This window comes from Candidatus Cloacimonas sp. (assembly GCA_035403355.1).
Lineage (GTDB): Bacteria > Cloacimonadota > Cloacimonadia > Cloacimonadales > Cloacimonadaceae > Cloacimonas.
The window spans coordinates 21,476-44,551 of record DAONFA010000017.1 but is presented as its reverse complement, the minus strand read 5'-3'; the positions used below and the strand labels follow the sequence as shown (position 1 = coordinate 44,551).

General features: G+C 39.9%; 19 protein-coding genes. 3 read left to right on the top strand and 16 right to left on the bottom strand.

The annotated features are described in order from the left end of the window. The first annotated feature begins 192 nt into the window (after positions 1-192). The 3 genes from PLE33_05540 (at position 193) to PLE33_05530 (ending at position 2,674) form a co-directional block, all read left to right on the top strand. The gene (locus PLE33_05540) at positions 193-444 is read left to right on the top strand and encodes a hypothetical protein (GenBank protein ID HPS60707.1); all 252 of its coding nucleotides are present in this window, start codon (positions 193-195) and stop codon (positions 442-444) included. Positions 445-908: 464 nt separating this feature from the next. Further along, the gene (locus PLE33_05535) at positions 909-1,754 is read left to right on the top strand and encodes a helical backbone metal receptor (protein HPS60706.1); all 846 of its coding nucleotides are present in this window, start codon (positions 909-911) and stop codon (positions 1,752-1,754) included. Then, on the top strand, positions 1,751-2,674 hold the full coding sequence (locus tag PLE33_05530; protein ID HPS60705.1) for an iron ABC transporter permease: 924 nt from the start codon (positions 1,751-1,753) through the stop codon (positions 2,672-2,674). Before PLE33_05535 ends, PLE33_05530 begins: the two co-directional genes overlap by 4 nt. 545 nt (positions 2,675-3,219) lie before the next feature. Here PLE33_05530 and PLE33_05525 read toward each other — a convergent pair. The 16 genes from PLE33_05525 to PLE33_05450 all read right to left on the bottom strand — a co-directional run bounded on the left by PLE33_05525 (position 3,220) and on the right by PLE33_05450 (position 23,068). Continuing rightward, positions 3,220-5,394 carry a T9SS type A sorting domain-containing protein gene (locus PLE33_05525; protein HPS60704.1) on the bottom strand — a complete coding sequence of 725 codons (2,175 nt, stop codon included), beginning with the start codon at positions 5,392-5,394 and terminating at the stop codon, positions 3,220-3,222. Between the two features lie 29 nt (positions 5,395-5,423). Further along, positions 5,424-6,455, bottom strand: coding sequence for a PorV/PorQ family protein (locus PLE33_05520; GenBank protein HPS60703.1), 1,032 nt, complete (start codon positions 6,453-6,455; stop codon positions 5,424-5,426). A 10-nt stretch (positions 6,456-6,465) separates the two neighbouring features. Then, entirely contained in the window at positions 6,466-9,606 is a 3,141-nt protein-coding gene (locus PLE33_05515) for a hypothetical protein (protein HPS60702.1), read from the bottom strand. Between the two features lie 14 nt (positions 9,607-9,620). Continuing rightward, positions 9,621-10,253 (bottom strand): energy transducer TonB, encoded by a 633-nt coding sequence (locus PLE33_05510; protein HPS60701.1) that lies wholly within the window; start codon positions 10,251-10,253, stop codon positions 9,621-9,623. 11 nt (positions 10,254-10,264) lie between these two features. Next, positions 10,265-10,702, bottom strand: a complete 438-nt coding sequence (locus tag PLE33_05505) for a biopolymer transporter ExbD (protein HPS60700.1) — start codon at positions 10,700-10,702, stop codon at positions 10,265-10,267. Between the two features lie 8 nt (positions 10,703-10,710). Further along, positions 10,711-11,136: a biopolymer transporter ExbD gene (locus PLE33_05500; protein HPS60699.1), complete on the bottom strand. Its 426-nt coding sequence runs from the start codon at positions 11,134-11,136 to the stop codon at positions 10,711-10,713. Further along, on the bottom strand, positions 11,133-11,894 hold the full coding sequence (locus tag PLE33_05495) for a MotA/TolQ/ExbB proton channel family protein (GenBank protein HPS60698.1): 762 nt from the start codon (positions 11,892-11,894) through the stop codon (positions 11,133-11,135). The genes PLE33_05500 and PLE33_05495 overlap by 4 nt, the downstream gene beginning before the upstream one ends. Before the next feature lie 26 nt (positions 11,895-11,920). After that, positions 11,921-14,935: a carboxypeptidase regulatory-like domain-containing protein gene (locus PLE33_05490; GenBank protein ID HPS60697.1), complete on the bottom strand. Its 3,015-nt coding sequence runs from the start codon at positions 14,933-14,935 to the stop codon at positions 11,921-11,923. 245 nt (positions 14,936-15,180) lie between these two features. After that, the gene (gene purM, locus PLE33_05485) at positions 15,181-16,218 is read right to left on the bottom strand and encodes a phosphoribosylformylglycinamidine cyclo-ligase (protein HPS60696.1); all 1,038 of its coding nucleotides are present in this window, start codon (positions 16,216-16,218) and stop codon (positions 15,181-15,183) included. Further along, the gene (locus PLE33_05480) at positions 16,206-17,099 is read right to left on the bottom strand and encodes a PfkB family carbohydrate kinase (protein ID HPS60695.1); all 894 of its coding nucleotides are present in this window, start codon (positions 17,097-17,099) and stop codon (positions 16,206-16,208) included. The genes purM and PLE33_05480 overlap by 13 nt, the downstream gene beginning before the upstream one ends. Next, positions 17,096-17,311 (bottom strand): hypothetical protein, encoded by a 216-nt coding sequence (locus tag PLE33_05475; GenBank protein ID HPS60694.1) that lies wholly within the window; start codon positions 17,309-17,311, stop codon positions 17,096-17,098. Before PLE33_05475 ends, PLE33_05480 begins: the two co-directional genes overlap by 4 nt. 3 nt (positions 17,312-17,314) lie before the next feature. Next, complete coding sequence (locus PLE33_05470) at positions 17,315-18,523, bottom strand: pyridoxal phosphate-dependent aminotransferase (protein ID HPS60693.1); 1,209 nt, start codon at positions 18,521-18,523, stop codon at positions 17,315-17,317. Positions 18,524-18,546: 23 nt separating this feature from the next. Then, the gene (pta, locus tag PLE33_05465; protein HPS60692.1) at positions 18,547-19,551 is read right to left on the bottom strand and encodes a phosphate acetyltransferase; all 1,005 of its coding nucleotides are present in this window, start codon (positions 19,549-19,551) and stop codon (positions 18,547-18,549) included. 9 nt (positions 19,552-19,560) lie between these two features. Then, positions 19,561-21,663, bottom strand: a complete 2,103-nt coding sequence (glyS, locus tag PLE33_05460; GenBank protein HPS60691.1) for a glycine--tRNA ligase subunit beta — start codon at positions 21,661-21,663, stop codon at positions 19,561-19,563. Positions 21,664-21,675: 12 nt separating this feature from the next. After that, the gene (locus tag PLE33_05455) at positions 21,676-22,647 is read right to left on the bottom strand and encodes a PorV/PorQ family protein (GenBank protein ID HPS60690.1); all 972 of its coding nucleotides are present in this window, start codon (positions 22,645-22,647) and stop codon (positions 21,676-21,678) included. Further along, positions 22,595-23,068 carry a PTS sugar transporter subunit IIA gene (locus PLE33_05450; GenBank protein HPS60689.1) on the bottom strand — a complete coding sequence of 158 codons (474 nt, stop codon included), beginning with the start codon at positions 23,066-23,068 and terminating at the stop codon, positions 22,595-22,597. Before PLE33_05450 ends, PLE33_05455 begins: the two co-directional genes overlap by 53 nt. Positions 23,069-23,076: the final 8 nt, after the last annotated feature.

Sequence of the window (23,076 nt, the reverse complement as noted above, 5' to 3'; positions counted from 1 at the left end):
AAAATTCTCGATTGCCAATTTTGTTTACGAAAATTTTTGAGGGAAAATCCATTTTTTCACTGAATAACAAAATTAATACTTTGGACATTTACACCATATATCTAACTATACAACAGTATGTTATGACTTATCCACATCGTTTTTTTGTGGGAATGCCTTCAAATTCAGAAACAGGATACTCTAACTAAAACAATGCTATATAGCATATTGGCTGCAGGATTCCGCTTTGCTGTAAACCATTGGTATGCTATCTTAAAGTTCTATACACCCGTTTACCAAGCAATAATTTTGCCTTCCGGTTTGCTTTTGAATGCCTTGTTTTGTTTATATATAAAACTTTCCCGGGTTTATTCCGGGCGAACATCAAATCAGCGTAAAACAAGCATCTTTGGCGTTTTTTCAGTGGAAATTGGAATTGCTTTCGCTTTCTTCTTTCCATTATAGCGGTAATAAAATTCTCGTCTAATTCCGTTATCCGATACGAGAACGATACGGGAACGATACGGGCACGATACGGGAATGATATGCCCTGCGGTAAAGTTTAAAGAAAGGACTTAAAAAAAGAAAGGAAAGTCATTTTTCTTGACAGCCAGAGCTTAATCCTTACTAAGGTATAATCTCGTTTCCGGATTGGGGAGACCCTTGTTTTTCCGGCATTAGCGGTATTTCCTAAGAGGAGTTAAATTTTAACTTTGATTGCAACACAGAAACGGGATAAGATGTTTTTCCCGGGTAACGAAGAACATTGCTGATACTGCTGAAAAAAAAGAGGCAACTATCTGCTTAAGAAATAGATAGAGTTCGCTTACAGCGGGGTGGAAGGAAAGCAAATTTTCCCTGTAAGGGAAGGTAATTACCCTTTATTTCAGCCATAAATAACGCAAGAAAAAGATAACAGGATAGAATAAGTGAAGAAGACATTAATATTATCTGTGCTCATCGTAATGGCGTTTGTTTTTGCCTGCAAGCAAACGGATAAGAAACAAAAGCAGGGAATTGTGGTTCTTTCTCCCGAAATTGCAGAAATTATTTGTGCCCTTGATGCCGAAGATGAAATTACGGGGATTACGGCAGAATGCAATTATCCTCCTTCCCTGAAGGATAAAAAAGTGGTTGGTTCTTTCAGTAAAATTAACCTTGAAAGTATCTTAGCACTAAATCCGAAATATATTTTTTGCAGTTCTTTAGAGCAGGAAGGAATGGCTTCAGACCTTAGAAATTTGGGATTTCAGGTGGAAGTGATTTATCCGGAAAGCATTAGTGAAATGCTGGCAGCTATTGAAAGAATAGGAATTTTGCTGGATAGAAAAGATGAAGCAATGAATTTGGTGAGCCGGTTAAGCCGAGAACTGGAAGCCATAAAACAAAATTCCCGGGGAAAAGCTCACCCTAAGGTCTATCTGGAAATTTATCGCAATCCCTTGATGAGCGTATCTGATGCCTCTTTTATAGGAGAATTGATAGAAACTGCCGGTGGTGATAATATTTTTCCTACCCTGGAACGTGATTATGCCAGAGTTAATCCCGAAGCCGTAATATCCGCTAATCCGGATATTATGATCTGTTATTCGCAGGATACCCTGGAAAATATTATTAACCGCAAGGGCTGGCAAAATATACCGGCAATTAAAAACCGGAGGATATATTTTGAGCGGGATATCAATCCTGATATAATTCAACGTGCCACTCCGCGCTGTGTAGAAGGGATGAAGGTCTTGGCAAATATATTTGCTTCCTGGCAGAATGAACAATGAAAAAAAAGGTAATTCTTATTCTCTGGTTGCTGATCGGACTGGGCGTTATTGCGATATATCTAACCGTAGGGGAACCCAATAAAAATATTATCATCCAGGTTAGAATTCCGCGCCTTTTATTAACTCTTTTCACCGGTATGGCTTTAGCCGGCATTGGTTCCATCTATCAGCTGATGCTTGCCAATCCATTAGCCGAACCATATATTTTGGGTATTTCTTCGGGCTCGGCTTTTGGCAGTATTTTGCTCGGTATTTCCGGTTTGGTTGTTTTAATGCCCTTGGGTGGTTTTATTGGTGCTTGTTTTACAATGCTCCTGGTGTGGAAACTGGCACATCAAAAAGGGAGATTTGATAAAAGCCGGTTACTAATTGCCGGGGTGATTGCCGGGATGTTTTTTTCTGCCGGTATTTCGCTGATTATGTATCTTTACCAAAAGGATACAGCTTTGATATTGGGAACTCTGATGGGAAATTTGGGGCATATTTTTACGAGCAGTGAATGGGTCTTTTTTCTAATTCTGCTGGTAGTTTCATTCGCTATTCTCATCTATCTTTATTTTAAATCTACGGCTATTGATATTTTAAGCGGGGGAGATCTCTATGCCGCCAGCTTAGGGATCAATGTTTTAGCGTTAAGAAGACAGATTTTTATCCTCACATCCATAGTAATTGGAATTAGTGTGTCTTACGCTGGAATAATCGGTTTCGTAGGATTGATAATATCTCACATAGTTCGCTATTTTGTACCCTCCGGACAAAAAAAAATATATCTGCTATCATTGCTGTCGGGAGGTATTTTTTTACTTGCCTGTGATCTGGTGGCGAAACAATTGCTGGCTATAGAATTGCCTGTAGGAATTATAACGGCGTTTATCGGCTGCCCGTTTTTTATGTGGCTGCTTTTGAAAAAACAAAGTTGATACCTGCATATTTGCAATCCGGATTTACAGGATTATACGAATTCATATACATTTCTTATTGAAAAGACATAAAAGGAAAGTTAGGTTTAGAAGGTTTAGAGGGTTTAGAAGGTTTAGAAGGTTGATGGTTCTTATGAACGACGAGGACGTCGTTCTTCCGGGATTTATGAACCGACGGAGGCACCCTTCATCCGGAAGGTTGACGTCCTCGTCAACCCCGCGGAAAATTTTCCGGAATAAACGACGTCCTCGTCGTTTCCTGTCCGCAATGTAAGTTACAGGGAATTTAAATGTTTAGAATGTTTAGAAGGTTGATGGTTCTTCCGGGATTTGTGGAACGACGAGGACGTCGTTCTTCCTGAACAAAAAGCCCCTACGGGCAAAATCGGATGGTTGACCTCCTGGTCAACCCCTTCTTGTGCTTGAACGACGAGGACATTGTTCTTCCGGGATTTGTGGAACCGCTGGATGCATTGTTCTTCCAGATAAAAAAACCCCGGAACAAAATCCGGGGTTTTGCATTATCATTGTTTAAGTAATAGTTCCTATTTCATTAACATCATCTTGCGGGTTTCCACTTTGCCATTGGTAGTCAGGCGATAGAAATAGAGTCCGCTGGATACATTATTTCCATTGTTATCAAGACCTGTCCAGACCACTGTATTTTTACCGAAAGCTGCTGTATCGTTATAAAGGGTCTTAACTAACTGTCCTTTAACATTATAAATGGAGAGATTAGCATGTGCTGCTTTGGGCATATCAAAAGTGATTGTGGTTTCAGGATTGAAAGGATTGGGATAATTCTGATTGAGGATTTTGGTAACAGGGCTTACAGAAGGATCCTCTCCGGCATTGGGAGGAAAAACGATTTCTAATTCTGTAAACATTACTCTTCCACCATCATTGGTAGCGCCAACTCCAGGGCTGATAACAAAAGCACCCCAAGTAAAATCGTCGTAGAACATAATGCCAAGTTTTCCAACTTTTTGGCCATTACTTTCACCAACATAGGTTACTTTATCTGCCGGGTAAACCCACATAGGTTTAATACCGGCAAATGCAGGGGTTTCAATATTATTTAAGGAAATGGGTTCACTCCAGTTAGTTCCGTTATCGGAAGAAACAGAAATCCAAATTTCAGGAGTATTTGCCCAGGCAGTATAATCTGTATCGCCATCGGCATTAATAGCTTTAGCACGGGCACAGTTTTGCCAGACCATTGCTAACATACCTTCGCCATTGCCTTCAGTAACTTTCATATTGCTGCAATGGAAGAACATAGCATCACCATGGGCACTCTGATCCCAATAGGGAAAATCCCAGCTAAGATTATAGGAAAGATACCATTCCCCAGTGTCCGGGTCTTGTTCATATTCTTCTTCTCCCCAAGGCGGGACATTATCCCAGGGCTGATAATATTCGTCATGATCGTTTTCGGGGTCTTTTTGAGGCCATATTTCATTAACTTTGAACTGAGAACCTTCCGGAAGGGCAGGATCAAAGATAACTTCTTTAGTATATTGAAAATTAGGATAATAATAACCGTCACAATTATTTAATCCCCAAACACCGGGATAGTGAATGCGTCCGATATCATCAATTGTAGCATTCAAGTGACTGGAATTCATTAATGTCCAATATATTTCGTTATCTCCATAAGGTTCATTAGATCCGGAGACGGTAAAGGTTCCAGTTGTATCTGTGGGGCTGGTATTGGGATTCCAGGAAGCTAATTTGCTCCAATCGCTAATCCGCACCCAGGTTCCCTCTCCATAATTTCCACATTTAAACACATCCAAATCCGGCTCAGGAATATCTGTGGTGCCATCGGATTCAGTAGCAAAATGATAGCCGGCGTAATAAACATTGCCTGAATCATCGGTAATAATGGAATGGAAAGGTCTTCTCCATTCTTCATCTACATTCCATTGATTCATTTCAGGTATGGAAGTATAATTCCAATCAAGCGAAATGCCTTGTTCTATTAGGTCACCATTAAAATCAGCCCAGGCAATATAAGGATTTTCGGAAGGACCGTAAGTATGCGTAACGGAATTTCTGGCAATCACATAAACCCTTCTCATCCCAGCATTGGGAGAAGGACCTATTTGCGCGGTGGGCCATATAAATTCATTATCAGAAGTGCTTTCAGTCGGAGAAGTAGAAATAGTGGTAGGATTATCAATCAGAGTGATGATAGTAAACATTCCTGCTAAGCCCTCAAAATAGGCGTCGGAAGCAAGCTGCACTTCCATTTGAGTATCAGCATCGGTATTAGCATGCCAGGCATAAATTGGTTTTCCGGAAACAGGATCAACAGCCACGGTGGGATATCCTTCGTTATTTGCTTCTGGGGTAATTTCGTTATTGCTAATGATACTACCGTCTTCAGCAAGATAGGCATAAAAAACGCGGCGTGTTCCAGTGGCATTTCTTTTACCATGATAGGTTAGGAAATATTTTCCTCCATAAATATTTGAAGGTATAACACGAAGAGGCAAACCGTTATAACTTCCTATCATATAATCATAATAGGAGGTCATTAAAGCAGTTGGAGGAACAGTAAAAGAATATTCCGGTACTGTTCGGTTTGCAGAAATAAAAGGTTTACAGGGTGGATTCTCCATCGCCTTCTTGTTGGTAGCGGGAATCATTTCCTGCGCAAAAACAATACCAACAAGCAGGGTCAAACATAGTGTTGTGAATAGGATTTTTTTCATTATTTCCTCCTGAATCATTTGTGATTCTTTTAATATTTCATTTTAATAGAGACACGATGAGCACTTTTAATAAAGGACTCAGTTAAATCGCCCATATCGGTATAGGCATAATCTATATTAAAGATACCAAAGGAAGTTGTAACCTGCCAGCCAACTCCTGCAGAAAAACCATTAGTATCATAGTTAAATTGGTAACCACCCCGTAAAAACAGATTTCCCAATTTATACTCTGTTCCCAGGTTCCAGGTTTCTAATCGGTCTATTACATTATCCATTTGAAGAGATGCAATCCAGTGGTTACTTCCTTCCCGCATCAGGTCTCCACTAACTCCTAAAGAGAAACTTAAAGGAATTTTGCTATCCAGTTCAATCCCATCTTCATCTATGGAACCATCACCATCGTTATCAAACAAATCAAAGGGGTCTTCATCGTCTCTACCATCTTCATCATCATCAACCCGATAGCGGATATCAGGACCGAAATTGCGCATTGCCATTCCAATTTTAATATTTTTCCACCCAGTATTATACATAGAACCGAGGTCAACTGCATAGCTATTTACACTGTAATCATATAAGGTTTCCCGCAGATATTTAATTCCTACTCCGGCAGAAAATTTGTTAGTAAACTGCTGAGCGAAATCTACTCCGAAAGCCATATCACTGCAGGTAAATTTTTCACCCGTGGGTCCAAATGCTTCTTCTTCTGTTTTATCCATATCATCCATATGGAGGACACTTCCATATAAGGCAACAGTATAAACTCCATTAGTATATGTGGCAGCGCCAAATTCGTGCATAATGTCCGCAGGCCAATTGGTATGGGAGACAAAGACCTGATTTTCAAAAGCAGGTGCTAACCCGGCAGGATTCCAGTAAACTGAAGAAATATCATCTGTTACGGCTGTATATGCTTCTGCCATACCAATTGCACGAGCATCCACACCCAGCTTGAGAAACTGCAAAGCTACCGTTCCACTTTTACCAAACGGCTTGGCAGCAATAAACAGGGGTAAACCGGCTAAGGCAATTGCCAAGGTAATTATAAGTATTTTCTTCACAGTTCCTCCCTCATTTGATTATAACAAACTTACCGACTTTGTTTTTACCGTCAGCTTTGTTTTCCACAGAAAACAGATATACACCGGGAGCTGTTATCTGTCTGTTTTTAGTTAGTAAATCCCAGGAATGCATTCCATCAGCTGCAATACCTGTTGTGGCAGCTTTAGAGATAGTTATAATATCATTTTCCTGAGCTCCATTATGTTCTAAGGTCTGCACAAGATCTCCGGCTAAAGTATAAATCCGGATAGTGCAACGCTTGGGAAGATTGATAAACCACAAACGGCGGCTCTTATCTCCCTTTTCGTCATTTTCTCTGCGTCCGTCAAAGCTGCTTCTACCAATATAAGGATTGGGGATAACCATAATATTATCCATATTATCTCTGGCTAAAGTGCCCGGGAAGAATACTTTCATATTGGAATCAGCATCCCTTCCGCTTTCCAGATAGTCCAGATTTTTGGATGGAATTCCCCGGTCAAAAGCAGTTAAAGCAACATAATATTCAATACCTTTGCGAGGATACATAATATTGGAGTAGTAATAGCGCCTGGCTAATCTTTCTTTTCTTAGTTTACTTAGGGCTAAAGTATCGGGCACTGTATTTCCTTCACCGGTTGGAGCAGGAATAGCAAATCCTTCTAAAGGTATTAGTTTGGGCTCGTATAGAGCATAGAAAACATTATCGGGTATAGCACTATGCTTGAATATCCGTGCTTGTAAAAGTTTTGTAGTTGCAGCATCAGGTCCGGTAATAGAATTGGCGTAATTTTGAATTGTCCGCCAATCCGTTATATCGTTTAGCGGAGTTCCATTAATTACAGGATTTGGTTCATAAATAGGCCAACCGTAAAAATCGTCACCATTGGGAACCAGGATGTAGTTATCATCATAGCGGTAAAATTTATGATACTCAGATACATCTGCATCCCACTCATTTTTATTCGGCAAGCCCGTATCAATGCCTAAATATCCGCCAAAATTAATAAAATAAGTGGGAAATGAACTGTTGATTGTATAATCGCTATGATCCTGTGCTGTTTCAACCTTATCCCACCGGTGAATCATTTCCCAATCTTCCTGATTACCGCTACCGCTTCTACCCCATAATGTATAACCTTGAAAATCCCTGCGTAAACGAGAAGCGGTATAAGGATTAATCAGGGCATTCATATTCCAGATTTTATCTGAAGGTAAAGACATATCCGGTCTGTATTCCACCGGTATATCTGCCCAGTTATTAGCTATATAGGGTGTAGGATCACTATCAAGCCCGGAAATTAAATAAGAACTTTGGGGATTTTGCCAGCCAATTATTGAAGTACTTGCAGTTTTAGAGTCATAAGAAAATTCGCTGCGATTATCCCAATAAACATCCAAGCGGTCTCCATTATTTACAAGTTCTGCATACATTCCAGGAATGTCGGGTGGCACATAAGGACTGTAATGAGGAAAAGTATCAGGGAGAGTAACAGTTATCAGGTTTTGTGCCTCACCATAAATTTCTTTGGCTCTGCTGGCAGTTGCTTTCAGGTCTTCCTTATTATTACCGGGGAAAACTGCCACCACTATTTTCATCGTTTTATAAGGAGCCAAATTCCACCGCTTGTAATAGTTTCCATTGGTATCCAATTCATTGTATTCAGCAGTGCCAGGTTGCGCGCCATAAAAGGAGAACAGGAAACGGGTGTCATTAGGAGTCGGTTGTTCCCATTCAGTTACATCTTCCTGTTCTGGACGCAGGGCAGTATAAGTAGTTGATGAGGGTTTCGGATTGCGCCCGGTAAGCAACCAATATTTTTCATTGGAGGTCTCGTTCGGTTTCGGAATTTTACGAGGATCTCCATCGTAAGGTCCTTCTCCTACTTTCCAATACCAGCAATGAAATTGCAACTGTTCCGGATCCGGGGTACAAACACGTGCTCCTACAATTCCAGGGGAAAGTCCGTTATCAAAATCGGCATCATAAGTATAGGCAAATTCATAACCTGTTCCTTTAACATAGCCGGATTTATCATCGGATGCTTTATCGGCACCCCAGGTTTGAGGACCAACATCACTATCCATATAAATACCCATAGCACAATCATAAAGAGAATCCAAAGGGTTCATATTGGTAATGTCAAATTCAATATATACCAGGTTTTTAATATATTCATAACTCCACTGATAGCTCATCTGGCGCACTCTAATATTTAACGGAAAATGCTTGCTCGATCCGGAGTGTGTTCCATAGTCCCTTTCTCCAGATGTTCCAAAAGGACAGTAATCATAGTAAAATGAAATGTAGTCCTGTTCGGAAACGGGAGCCCCGTCTTCATCTAATCTGCCATCGCCGTCATCATCATAAGGTGCGGAAAAAGCATAGTTGGAATATGTACTTCTGTATGATAAATCCATAAATCCTAAAGGAAACCAGATTTCGGCATTGGCGGGATCATCCAGGATAGTAAAAGCACCTGCTGGAACATCAGCTAAAAACTGGCCTCCGAAATCTTCACTGAATTGCGTTGGTAATTCCGAGCTAACTCTAAAAGGAAAGGTGAAACCGGCACCATCCTCATCAATTCTACCATCACCATCATCATCCACACCACGCTTTTGTTTTCTGGTTGTAGCATAACTAATACCATCCTGATTATTATATAAAGCATAGTTATCAGTTTGCGCCAAATTGGAAACCAGCAAAGGATTATAGGCGGGCAAGAATTCGTATAAATCCCAGTCCCCGTCAAAACCTACACTTACTAAAGTATCCAATACTGCGGATTTAGATGGATTCCAGCGAGGATCATCTGCTGTGATGATCGTATCTTGAATCTCGGATGGAGGGTAAACTAACCAGTATAAGGGTTTATTAAATTTGTCCCGACGCAGTTTTTTGGCTCCGAACCACAAAGCTCCCTGGTATAAATAGTCAACACCGCTGCCGCCTGGATATTCCAGAGAAGGATATTGAGGAACAATGTCATCTCCGGAGCCGAAGAATCCATAGTTACTAACTCGTAACCAGATATTTCCCACATTGTGATATTTGGTTAAATCCAGTTTTTTTGTTCCCGTTGAGGGTTCTGCCATTGCTGCATAAGCTGTGCTTGAAGCAAAGATTAGCAACAGGCAAAGGCAGATTCCTATTTTATAAAACTTCATTAAACACTCCAAAATTATTGAATTTTAAATTCTACCGGAATAATGACCATACAGTCCACGGGTTGACCACTGCTTTTTCCGGGTTGAAATTTTACTTTCCGAACTGCTTCAATAGCTGCTTCATCCAAACCACCTCCAATACCCCGACGGACTCTTATCTCCCGAATGCTGCCGTCTTTCAATACTTCCACTTCCAGAATAACTGTTCCCTGTAATTTATTTCTTTTGGCAAATTCAGGATAGACAGGTTCAATTTTTCCGATAACTACCGGGGCATCATCATAAGGTACAAAATTGACAGGTGTTTCATCCTCTTGTTGTTGAACTGGTGCAGTTGTACTATAAATATTGCCAATTTGGGACAGGGCTTCCTGGAAAGCTGCCATATCAACTTCCTCGGTTCCCAATACATCGCTTATCTGGAATGTAACATTAACATCAACTTCTGTTTGAGGTGCTTCAATCCGCTGTCTTTCTTCTACAGGAAGATCAACAACTTCCACTTGCTGGTTCTGAAAGACCTGTTTACGGACTTCCACTTTCGGCGTTACCATAATACCAAAAATAAGCAGAGTGAGGGCTAAAGCCAGTGCCTTACTGAATTGAGCATTGGCAATATCTTTCCAGTCCTGATTCTGTGTCTTCATTGTATCCCCCTTTATTTCTTCAGTAACGGTTGAGATTCAAAGGCAACTACAAGAGCGTTAGCATCCTGAAGTTGTCGGATTACATCTGAAATTACTCCATATTTTGTATCGCGGTCGGTTCTAAAACAAACAATCAGTTCCGAATCTTCCGCTTTTTTCCTGATAAGAGTTTGAGAAACGAAAACATCTTCAGAGCTCTCAATGCGGGTAGGTATATCATCCAGAAGAATTGTTTCATCCCGCATAATATAGATAGTGCTGGTATGATTACGCGGAATGCGTTCAATACTTTCTGCTAAGGGCCAACGGTCGCGTTCTACCCAAAACTTTTTTTCCTGCACAAAAACCGTAGTTACCATAAAAAACAGCAACAGGAGGAAGGCAATATCGGAAGTGGATGCTTGCGGAATGGCAACATCGCGTCTTTTTTTTCCACTAAATTTAGCCATAATATCTCCTAACTTGTGGATAGAGAAATCTTTTCTATCTTAGCAGCTTTAAGGCGATCAATTACTCTAATCATATCGTTGTATTTTGATTCTCTATCGGTTATAACCTTGAAGATCATATCGGGATTGATATTTACTTTCTTCTGAATAATCACATCCAATTCTTCATTGGCTATATCTCTGGGCTCCTCTCTATTAATAGCGATTTTGCCATCGGGAAGAATCTGGAAACGAGTCATTTCTTTTTCGGTTAGAGTAAGGGTTTGAGTTTTTCCTTCCTGTGCTTCAGCTGCTTGAGGTAGAACCAGTTTTATACCTTCTTTTATATCAAACCTGGTAGTGGACATAAAGAAGATGATTAGCAAAAAGGCAATATCACCAGTGGAGGAAGTTGGTATTGTTGCCTTATATTTCCTCTTCCGGGAGATTTTCATCTTGCGATACCTAAGCTTTCAGATAAAACTTCAGTTAATTTCTCTGAAGCTCTCTGCATATCTATTATTAAACCATCTACCATCGTCATAAAGACATTATTAAAAAACTGCACCGGAATAGCTACAATCAATCCGGCTTCTGTAGTGATTAAAGCAATTTTGATACCTGTAGCCACAATGGTAGCATCAACTGCTCTGGCAGCAGCAATGGAATCAAAAGCAGTAATCATTCCCGCAACGGTTCCTAAAAATCCTAACATTGGAGCTAAAGTTATGGAAGATGATAATTCAATGAATCCCTTTTCCAGATAACTCATTTCTATCATTGAAGCATTCTCAATTGCCTCATTCACGGCACCAAGCCCTTTATCAACTTTTTCCAGACCAGCATAAATAATGGCAGCTACAGGTCCTCTTGTATTCTTGGCAATTTGTCTTGCTTCATCAAATTTCTTCTCTTTAATTAAGGGAACAACCTTATTAAGGAAAGCATTTAAGTTTATTTTACCATTGAGCAGGGCAATAAACTTCCAGATAATATATGCTAAACCATATACTGCCAGGAAGAGAACTGGCCACATAGCCCAGCCACCATCTTTGAACCATTTTACTAATCCGCTGCCAAATACCAGCTCTGCAAAATTCTGTAAGCCACCACCTTTGTTAGCAGTAGCAGCGCTTTCCTGTGCATAAGCAATACTTGCACAGAAAAAGGTCATCATCACTATCAGCAGCATTGTTCCGATGAATTTTCTCATTTTTATTAATTCCTCCTTGGAATAATTTAGAAGTTAAATGAAATACCGAGGGTCACTCCCCGGAAATCATTATAAAATAGTGGATTATCACTGGCAAGATAGTGAGTATAATAGACCTCGGGATAAACATAACCCGGAAGGTTCGTTTCTTCTATTTGATCACCATTCCACCAATAAGATCCCGTCTTTTGGTAAACATCTATCACATTCTTATTTTTAAACAGGTTTTCTACTTCTGCAAAAATCTTAATATTCATTTTATTAGACAGGATAAAACCTTTGGTTATCTTCAGATTCGTTTGTTGAGTGCTATCCATTCTTTTGCTGTTAGTATCCAAATCGTGGCCTGAATCAGGATTTTGAGGAGTATAGGGGGTTCCGGAGGCATAAGACCAATTGATATTGAAACTAATATCATCCAAAGGTAGAATGAAATCTGTAAAAGGAATAAAATACTCTTCTCCAGGTGCAATTCGGAATGTATAACTGGCACTGATGTTATGCCTTACATCCCAATCCAAAGGAAATTCCCGCAGATTAGTTGTTTCATCCTGAATAATCGTTGCAGAGCTGTTACCTTGTGCCCAAGCCAAAGAATAAGCAAAAGACCAGGTATTGAAATTGGAGAGTAATTTTTCAATCTGCATATCAATTCCCCGGGCAGAGCCATAATCATCGGAGTAATATTTATACCAGTAAACCGTTTGTTCAATTTCATCGCGTTCTTTCTTTGTATTTACATAGTTATACAAGTTTTTGTAATAGGCAGTCAAATCCAGAACATAATCATCACTTATCTGGTGGGAAAACCCTACTTCGTAAGTAACCGTTATTTGCGGTTCCAAATTGGGATTACCTACACTGATTGTTGATTCCGCACCATAAGCATCTTCAGGGGTTTTACTGGTAAATATATATTTCATTTGAGGCAATTGATTCTGATAGTTATAAGCGAAACGCAGCACATCTTTATCCGTGATAGGATGCGAAACACCTAACCGCGGAGAAATCATCAATTGCCACAGATCACTTTTATCAAATTCGCGTAAATCATAGCTACCGTCATCCTGAGCCACATAATATTTTGTCCCTAAATACCATAAATCAAAACGCAAGCCGGCATTCACGATCATTCCTTCCCATTCCATCTGATCCTGCAAATAATATGCCATTTGCCAGGGTTCAGCTTTATAACCGTCCCGCTTTCCGGCAGCTGCTTTTGCTGCAGCATAATAATCCTGGGGTTTATATACAGGCACTAAATCCGATACGGAAGTAGGAACTGTTTCAGTAGAATAAATTGCATACACACCCTCAGGAACATATTCATCATCCAGATATTGATCTTGATTTGCATCAACATAGTTAGCCAAATCAAAGGTTTTTATATCGTAGATACTGTTTAAATACTTGACGCGTCGTTTTTCGTCAACCGAGAGAAAATTCTCCAATTGATTTTTCTTAATGTTATGTTTAATAATCTCTAATCCGGTCTTTGCCATGTGGGTTTCATTTATTTGCCATTCAAAATCTGCCCGGCTGCTGATGGTTTTTGTATTATCATCAATAAATTTGGTATAAAGGGTTCCGGGAGGAAGATAACCGGGTATTGGTCTTGGCTCTACAACGCTTTCCAAACGATATTCCCAGTAGTCCGAAGGTAAAAAGCCATAATCATAAATACCATCCTCATTAGCATCAATGCTGGAATAACCATAATCTCCCAAAGCAACTCTTTGAGCATAATCAGAAGGGATATTATTAGGATCAATAGTCATAAACATATAAGAATCACGGTCTATGCCTTTGGGTCCTTCATAAATATCTTTCTGATAATAGCTGGCTTTAACCTTCACATTCATTTTATCGTTTATTACATAGTCATAAGTACCAATATACTGGCGCTGATTTGTTTCATCTTCCTTAAAATGCTGTAATGCATAACGCCATCTGTTTTCACCTGCATATTCATTGAAGGGATTGTTCAAACTTCTATCACCCCGAACAGCAAAAGTTGTTACCTGTCCCGGTTTTATAGCATATTTTGTTTTCAGGTTTACATTGTAGGAATTGAAATTGCGGTTGCCAATATCAATACCCAAAATATTATCTCTTCCGGCATAAGGATCGTAAACAGGATAGTCGGCATCAATTAAAGACCTGCCGTTAAAAGAAAAATCACTGTTGGGGTCACTGATATAGTAATCTTTCAACCTGCCATCCAGCCATTCTCCAGCGCCATTCAAATAAAAGGTGAATTTTTCTTTTAATGCTTGCGAACCAAAAGGGACTACAGGACCCCCGATAGCTACTTTCAAGACATCAGAATTGCGTCCTTCCCAAATCAGATGGTCGGTATTATATTCTACTTTTCCCGAAAAGTAAGGGTCTCCATCCTTAGTAACGATATTTATAACACCCGATTGGGCATTGCCATATTCTGCAGGAAAACCGCCGGTCATAATTTTCATATCTTTAATGGCGTCAGTATCTACCTGTAAAGTGGCTCCGCCATCTACCGGATCGGAAACGCTCATTCCATCAACGGTAAAATTAACTTCATTTGTGCGCCCTCCCCGAATATGGAGTTCACCGCCTATATTAGTAACCCCGGCTTGCAGAGCTACGATATCGGAAACATCTGAAACAGCAGCATCGGTAATGATATTCATTTCTATGTTGCGGGCACTGCCAATACGGTTTTTATCTACCTTATCTTCTGTAGCGGTAACCGTTACGGCTTTCATTTCAAATCCGCTTTTATTTAAGGTGGGGGCTAAAGTAGTAGTTTGATCCACAATAATTTTAACATCACTATAAACCACAGTGTCATAACCGATTAGGGAAAATTTAACCGTATATAAGCCAGGGGGTATATTTATAATGATAGCCGTTCCTTTAGCGTTTGTTTGACTACCGGTAATACGCTGATTTCCTTGCGATACCACGATATTGACAAATTCCAATGGACGGCCTGAATTATCGCGCACGCGCACAGCAAGTTTTCCTGTAGTGGCAGCTTCTAAAAATACTGTAACCACAAGCAATATTATTAGCAGGATCAATGCATTTCTTCGCATCGAAGACCTCCCTTTTTTTTCGGGTTTTATTCTTTATTTCTTATTAAATCCCAAGCAGCTTGCAACTTTTCTTCCGCTATAGTATCTATATCAAAACTCTTGTTTCTGATATTGAGAAAATAGTCAAGAGGTTTTTTTATAATTTAATCCAAATTTCCTTTTTGGCAAGGAGAAACATCTTCTAAAAAACTCCTGTCCAAGCTTCATTAAATAAATTCTACTTTGTCTATTAGCTGGTTCCGGGCTACTATTTCGCCGACCCATCTTGCTCCCTTTATTGTTAAGTATTTGTCAATAGAGCTGTTCTCTACTACGCAGAGCATTCCGGTTCCCAAATTAAATGTTTCTCTCATTGTGGCATCGGAAAGCTTTCCAGTATGTTGCAACCAGTGAAAGAAAGGGGGAATATCCTCTTTTTTAAGAGTTATGCGGGCACCGATATTTTCCGGAAGAATTCTTTTCAAATTACCGGCAATTCCACCTCCGGTAATGTGAGCTAAGCCCTTCAAATCGGGACTGGTCAGATAGCTTTCCAGCAGGGGAAAATAACTGCGATGAATGCTTAACAGAAGTTCTCCTATTGTAGCTTGACATTCGGTCAGGTAGCTCTCTAAGGATAGTTTTTGTTGAGTAAAAATAATCTTCCGAGCCAGGGAATAACCATTTGTATGCAATCCACTGCTGGGCAAAGAGATAAGCTGGTCTCCAGGTTTAATTTTAGAACGGGGAAGGATTTGTTCCTGTTCAACAATTCCTACAATCGTTCCTGCCAAATCAAATTCCCTGTCTTTATAGAGATCGGGCATTTCTGCCATCTCACCTCCGATCAAAGCACAAGAATTTTGTTTGCAGGCAACAATCATCCCCTTAATTATTATTTCCACGATAGCCGGTTCCAATTTACCCACGCTTATATAATCCAGAAAAAATTGGGGTTTAGCCCCTTGGACTAAGATATCATTTACACAGTGATTTACCAGGTCTTGCCCAATAGAGTGATATTCATTTGCCATTATAGCAACTAAAAGTTTTGTGCCCACGCCATCCGTGCTGGAAACGAGCACAGGATTTTGCCAGCTTTGTTTATCTATTTTATACAATCCGCCAAAGCTACCTATTTCACTTAGAACATTTGTATTATAGGTAGAGCGGACTTTATTTTTAATTGCTTTAACCGCTGCTTCACCTGCAGCAATATTAACTCCGGCGTTACAATAATCCATACTATTTTTCAGGATGTCCATTTAATCAAGTTTTCCTTGTAGGAATCTAATTCGTATTTTGCTATATCCGTTAAACCCTGAATGCTGAAATTGGAGACATTCTTAGCCGCCATAACTGTTCCATAAAGAATAGCTTCCTTGATAATAGAATGATTTAGCAAATCGTGGTCTGCTAAATAACCCATAAAAGCTCCGGCAAAGCTATCTCCTGCTCCGGTAGGATCTTTAACATTTTCAACCGGATAGGCAGGTGCGAAAAACAGATCATTCGCGGAAATAGCTACGGAACCGTATTCACCTCTTTTTACGATTACCCACTTGGGACCCACGGCAAGAACTTCTCTTGCGGCAGAATAGATATCCGGTTTTGAGGTATAATCCCGAATTTCGTCCTCATTCATAAAAACAATTTCTACCCTGTTTAAAACCTTTTCTATCTCTTTGGGGCATAGTTCTATCCAGAAATTCATCGTATCGCAGGCAAGGTGAGAATAACCTGATACCTGATTTAATACCTGTAACTGCAAAGCGGGATGAATATTAGCAAGCAGTAAACTATGGCAGCTTTTACAGCTTTCAGGCAAATGCGGAGAAAAATCGGCAAAAACATTTAATTCCGTAGATATAGTTTCCACTCTGTTCCAAGTAGTATATTTTCCGCTCCAGCGAAAGGTTTTGCCTTCTTTTATTTCAACTCCGTCCAGATTTATGCCTTTTTGTTGTAATAGATTCATACCCTCAATCGGAAAATCGTTACCTACTACTCCTACAATATATGTATTGGTAAATAAAGAAGCTGCTAAAGCTCCATAAATTGCAGAACCGCCTAAGGCATTTTGAACTTCGCCGGCAGGCGTTGAAATATTATCTAATCCTAAAGAACCAACTATTACTAAGCTCAAGGTGTTTTCTCCATTTGTAATGTATCTGCCTGTAAAGTATCGGTAACGCTTGCAGCCGGGTTTGTTACCACATTTTTGGTATTTCCCAGATGATTCATCAGATACAGAATGGCTATTAAAGCAAGCACCATCAAAATCAGTTTGGGCCAGTTATATGCCTTCTTTCGTTTATCCTGCCAGCGGTCTTTCATTTTATCGTTGAAATCATCCATATTTTACCTCCCGGAGGAAAGCTCTGCCAGGAAAGAGGCAAAGCGCTGAACTCCTTCTTTGATATTTTCTATACTGTTAGCATAAGAAAAACGCACGGTTCCTTCCATTCCGAAAGAATTACCTGATACCAGAGCTACATAATACTCGTCCAGTAATTTAGCACAGAAATCATCCGAAGTTCTAATATTCAGATTATTATTATCCAGATACCATTTTATTCCCGGCATAATATAAAAAGCGCCCTGAGGTTTAAAGCAAGTTATGTGAGGCAGTTTTTGCAATTCCGCAAAGAGGAAATCTCTGCGGCGGGCAAATTCCAGACGCATTTGCTCTATGGAATCATCCTCTTCTCTTAAAGCAGTTACACAAGCTCTTTGAGTAATAGAATTTACACAGGAAGTTGTATGTTCCTGAACCATTCCTGCGGCTGCAATAATATCTGCGGGTCCGGCAGCGTAACCAAGACGCCAGCCCGTCATTGCATAAGCTTTAGAAACTCCGTTGATTACAATTGTGCGCTGTTTAATTTCTTCATTTATACTGGCGATGGAGATATGTTTCACTTCATCATAAACCAGGCGTTCATAAATCTCATCGGAAATAACCAGGATATTATGTTTCACGCAGACCTCAGCTATATTGGCAAGTTCTGCTTCAGTATAAACTGTTCCTGTAGGATTGCCGGGAGAATTGATAATTAGAACTTTGGAACAGGGATTTTCCGTAATTGCTTTTTCTAATTCCGCAGGCAGAATTTTATACCCATCTTCTTCGCGGGTAGGAATATAAACAGGTTCTGCATTTGCCAGGGCAACCTGATAGGGATAGCTAACCCAATAGGGAGTTGCCATTAAAACTTGGTCCTTAATATCGCAGACAGCAGTTAACGCATTCACAATGGATGCTTTTGCTCCCGGGGAAACCAGAATTTCTTTGGGAGAATATTGCAATCCGTTATCGCGTAACAGTTTCTCACAAATTGCCTGTCTTAATTCTATAATTCCGGCATTATTGGTATAACGCGTAAAATTGGCATCTATAGCTTTATGAGCGGCTGCCTTAATATAATCCGGAGTATTAAAATCCGGTTCTCCAACGCTGAAACTGATAACATCAATTCCGGCATCTTGCATTTCCTTTGCCTTGGCAGATAAGCTTAAAGTTGGCGAGGGCTTAATTAAACGACAGCGGTTGGATAGCTTGATAGCCATCTTTACCTCCCATATATCTTTTTTTATAATCTTTTTTGTTGTTCTGCCAAAAGCAAAACGAAAGCAACTGTATTAACAATATCCTCTGCAGAACAACCGCGGGATAAATCACTAACCGGAGCCGCCAAACCTTGAATTATAGGTCCGATGGCTTTGATATCACCTAAATATTGCACCAGTTTATAACCGATATTACCTGCTTGTAAATCAGGGAAAATAAGAATATTGGCATTTCCCGCTACGGAACTTTGAGGTGCTTTTCGTTTTGCCACTTCAGGAATTATAGCCGAATCCAGCTGTAATTCTCCCTCATAATCAAAATCCACTTTGCGTTCAGCCAAAATAGCTTTTGCAGCAGTAACTTTATCTACCATTTCATGTTTAGCGCTACCTAAAGTGGAAAAAGATAGCAAGGCAACCTTGGGTTCATCTCCAATTATTGCTTTACGGGTTAAAGCAGTGCTAATTGCTATATCGGCAAGCTGTTCTGAAGTAGGATTCGGAATAACGGCACAATCGGCAAACAGGAAAATTCTTCCCTCGCCTCTAAAATTGGGTGCCGGCATAATAAATGCACTGGAAACAGTTTTCAATCCAGACATCACACCTATTACCTGTAAAGCTGCGCGTAAAACATCTGCTGTAGTATTTACTGCTCCAGCAACCATTCCATCTACGATTCCCTGTTTAACCATGGAAGCGCCAAAATAGAGAGGATTTTTAACAGTTTCTCTTGCTTCGGACAGCGTAACGCCTTTATCTTTTCTTCTTGTATAAAATGCTTCAGCAAAAGCAGTTATATTATCTGAGGTTTCAGGATCAATGATAGTAACCTCATTAAGCTTTATCTGCAATGTTTCAGCGGTTTGTAATATAATTTCTCTTTTTCCCAGCAGAGTTACTTTTGCCAAACCCTCTTTTTCAATTTTGGCAACTGCCTTAAGCATACGAGCATCAGTTGCTTCCGGCATCACAATTCTACCACCGGTAGCTTTAGCTCTGGTCATTAAATCATCTATTAAAAACATAACTTATTCCTATTGTCCGGTTTCCAGAACGATCAAAGACAGGTCTGCAACCCTTAAAAATTCTTTTTTCACTTCCCTCAGCAGGGAATGCCTATTGGCACTTATAGTTTTATCTTCACAATTTACCAGCACGGCAGCGAAGAAATCATCTATCACTTTACCGAATTGAATCAGTTTTTGCAAAGCCAGGGGATAATCCTTTTTTTGTAAAGCGGAATCAATATCCTGATGAAGTACCTGGAGCGATTGATACAGGTTAATTTCTTCCGGTTCAAGCAGTTTATCCTTCTGCAGAGGAATAAATTCCTTCGTTTCGGCAATTATATTGGCTACCCGTTTAAATCCTATTACCAAATGAATAAAATCATCTTTTCCTTTAAGGTCATTTAATGCCTCTGCTCTATTTTCCAAATCGTGCAGATGGCTTTTATCAATGTGCATAACGCTATCTATTACATCATAAGCGATACCGTTTGTTTTCAGCAATCCTGTAATCCTTTGTTCCAAAAAGTTATGCACATTGGGGTAAGCATTAATATCCAGTTCCGTTTGTCGGTTAATCAATGCCAAAGCTCTATCCGCAAAAGCAAAGAGGTCTAAATCCCATTTCCGGAAACTGACAATTTGCACTATTCCATTGGCAGCGCGTCTTAAGGCAAAAGGATCGCCACTACCGGTTGGCAGCATACCGATTCCGATAATTCCAGCTACAGTATCAATTTTATCTGCAATGGCAACAAGGGTTCCCGCTATTGTAGAAGGTAGTTTATCATTGGCACTGCGGGGCATATAGTGTTCATAAATACCTTCTGCTACTTCTTCATCTTCTCCGGAAGCTAAAGCATATTGTTTGCCGATATATCCCTGGAGTTTTGTAAATTCCTTTTCTCCCAGCATATTAGTAACTAAATCCGCTTTGCAGAGTTCCGCACAGCGAATAGCTTTTGCTTTTTGTGTTTCGGTTAGTTGCAGTTCTTCAGCCAAGGCAGTTACCAAGTGGATTATACGCTTTGTTTTTTCTGCCATCGTTCCCAGTTTTGCCTGGAAAATAACATTATCCAAGTGCAGGGTCCAATTCTGCAGCGGGTGCTTAGTATCTTCATTCCAATACCACAAAGCATCAGCTAAGCGGGCATTTACAACCTTTTCATTGCCTTGCCTGATAATTTGGATGTGTTCCGGATTTCCGTTAGCAATAAAAACAAACCGGTTGCTTAAATTACCCTGTTTATCTTGCACGGCAAAATACTTTTGTGCTTGACTGATAGTGCTGATTATTATTTTATCCGGCAGTGACAAATATTTTTTATCAAATTGTCCCGTTACGGCAGTAGGAAATTCTACCAAATTCATTACGGTTTCAATCAAATTGCGATTGGGGATAACCTGATAATCTCCTTCCGGAAACATATTTGCCAGCTGGTTAGTTATTTCTGTTCTGCGTTCTTCAATATCAGCAATAACTTTATGTTCGCGCAAGGCAGGAAGATATTCTTCTGCCTTATTAATAGGGATGCTCTTTTCCAACCCTAAAAAACGGTTGCCATAAGTAATATTCCCGCAAGGGACATTAAAAAAAGGCAAAGATAACGGTATATCATTCCAAAGAATTAAAAGCCAACGCAAAGGACGGGAAAAGGTAAATTCCGGCTGACTCCAGGTCATTTTTTTTTCAAAAGGTATTTGTAAAATCATTGCCGGAATCCAGCTTTGTAATAATTCTACCGTTGTTAATCCCGGTTTCAGATATTTTACTGCCAGAAACCTGCCTTTTTCCGTTTCCTGAATGAATATTGCTTCTTCCTGCACTGCATTTTTTTTTAGAAAGCCCTGTCCCGCAGGGGTTAATTTGCCTTCAGCATCGTAAGCGATATTTACCGCGGGTCCGATTTTCAGGATTTCTTCCTCTTTTTGACTTGCCTCCACAGCAATAGCATCAAGAAAGATACGGCGTGGAGTTCCGCTTACAGTATAGTTTTTACAGCTCAGTTTATTAACCTTCAAAAAATCGGCAAAAGATGAATTAACGCTATTGCAGGCAATAGCTATTTGCTTTTCCGGGAGCTCTTCACATCCCAATTCCAATAAAAAACGGCTGCTTTCCAAATTCATCCTGACTTGTAATTATTCTATATTATATCTGATACTTACTTGATTCGTTAAACCCAAATCTCCGTAAGAGGCAACGGCGTAATCCAAGGATATTTTTTTCCAAACCCAACCCAGTCCTAAACTGATTCCGGAACTCCAACCCAAATTTCCTCCCATAGCATAGTCACCCGCATTGGTTTTAAAACCACCTCTAAGGACAAGGGAAGGATGAACTTGTTGCTCCACTCCGAATTTACCGATAAAATTCTCTCCGTTTGCCTTAGTTAAATCAATATTCAGCAGAGTATTTTTCCCTACATCAATGCCTAAACCTGCTCCATAAGTAAGAGGAATACCTTCCGAAAAATTTTTATCGGTATAATGAGTAAGCTGAAATCCCAAATTTCGGGCTGCCAGGCCTACTTTTATGCGTTCGTTGGCAGTATGATGTAAAATGCCGAAATCTAATAAAGCGGCAGATGCAGATTTACCGTCTATCTGGTCTAAAACAAGTTTAAAACTTCCCCCTGCATCTAAAGCAGGGCTTACAAATTTCGCCAAAGTGAAACCGGCTAAAATATCCTGAGCGGAAAAAGTATCGTTAAGCTCAATAAATTCTCCGTTAGCACCTATATCTGTTCTATCAATGGACCCCGAATTCCAGTAATTAAGAAAAAAACCGTAAGAAGTATAAATGTTTTTGGGTACCAAATAGCTGACAGAACCGCCTCCGGAACCAACAAAATGGTCTGCCAAAGTAGTAGAGACACCTTGATTGGGAACTCTGAGGATTGAAGCAGGATTAAACTGCATACCGTCAAAGTTTTTTGCCCTTCCCAGCATCGCTTGTCCCATACCATTAGCTCTGGCAGAATAAATAATCTTCAAAGTGGAAAAACCGGTAGTTCCGGCATCCTGATGCTGTCCCAATAATGGCATTATCAAAAGAAAGCTAAACACCAAGCTCAGGAAGCAACTTTTCTTCAAGAATTTGAACTTTTTCATACAAATCTCTTTCGTCTTTGGCTTGTAATAATATTTCCCTGTTTTCATCCTGCCTTAAAAATTCAGAGAGCGAACGTAATATTTTCATATAGTCCTGATTAGAACTTTGCGGAACGGCAATCATAAATACCAGATGGACAGGTGAATTATCTAAACTGGTAAATTCCAAATCCTGTTTCACCAAACAAACCGCAATGCGTAAACAACTAACAGTTAAGTCCCTGGCATGAGGGATAGCAATTCCTCTGCCGATACCGGTACTCATTATTTCTTCTCTTCCTTTTACTGCAGCCAGAAAACGGTCTGGAAAACTTAAACAACCACTTTCCGAAAGCAGGTTAGCCATATATTGCAGGCAGGCATTTTTGTTTTCGAACTGTTCTACAATCTTAATCAGTTCGGGCATAAAAAGCTTGTTCATTGTCTCAC